The following is a 595-nucleotide window of genomic DNA, read 5'->3' as shown; positions in this document are numbered from 1 at the left end:
ATAAAGGAGAATGATAGTGAGCCTGATTGTATTTTTTGTCGTAAAGATTTTGAAAAGAAGAAACGTAAATTAGAAATGGAAAAACAACAAAAAGAATTAGAGGAAGGGGGTGATTAATATGCCCGCTGGACTATCAGCATTATTAACCATGATAGGTGGTGTAGGACAACAATTATTAAATGCTTTTACTTATATTTTTGGTTGAGTATTTACAACTGGTGATGGTGGAACACTTACAAATTGACCAGTGTTAATTTCAATTGTATTTATGGTTCTTGTATTTATTAAGCAGTTTGTTGGTCATATTATCCATGGAACTCATTAGTAATTAGAAAGGAAGCAAGCAAATGGTAAAGTTATTTTTTAGTTTGGTTTTTGTTTTACCTTTATTGGGTAGACTTTTACCGGTTGTTAATACTTTGGTACAAACTATTTATATGCAGTATTTAAGTTCTTTTGCTGGGTTACATACTGTGACACTTTTTATTAAATCGTTTTTTTATGATAGTTTATACACTTTACCTTTGCCTATTCTTGCTTTAATAAATGTTAGTTTTGTATTTTATTTAATTTTAGGATTATTTAGATTTACAAG

The 595-nt window shown here is 28.9% G+C and carries 2 protein-coding genes; both read left to right on the top strand.

The genetic code is table 4. The annotated features are described in order from the left end of the window. Positions 1 to 118 precede the first annotated feature (118 nt). Positions 119 to 325: a hypothetical protein gene (locus M0D11_RS06395; protein WP_174480862.1), complete on the top strand. Its 207-nt coding sequence runs from the start codon at positions 119 to 121 to the stop codon at positions 323 to 325. A 22-nt stretch (positions 326 to 347) separates the two neighbouring features. Then, the coding region (locus M0D11_RS06390) for a hypothetical protein (RefSeq protein WP_252321144.1) at positions 348 to 595 on the top strand (248 nt) is incomplete at its 3' end.

Origin of the sequence: Spiroplasma endosymbiont of Lariophagus distinguendus (genome assembly GCF_023846195.1) — a bacterium.
Taxonomy (GTDB): Bacteria; Bacillota_I; Bacilli_A; order Mycoplasmatales; family VBWQ01; genus Spiroplasma_E.
This window is presented reverse-complemented; position numbering and strand designations above follow the sequence as displayed.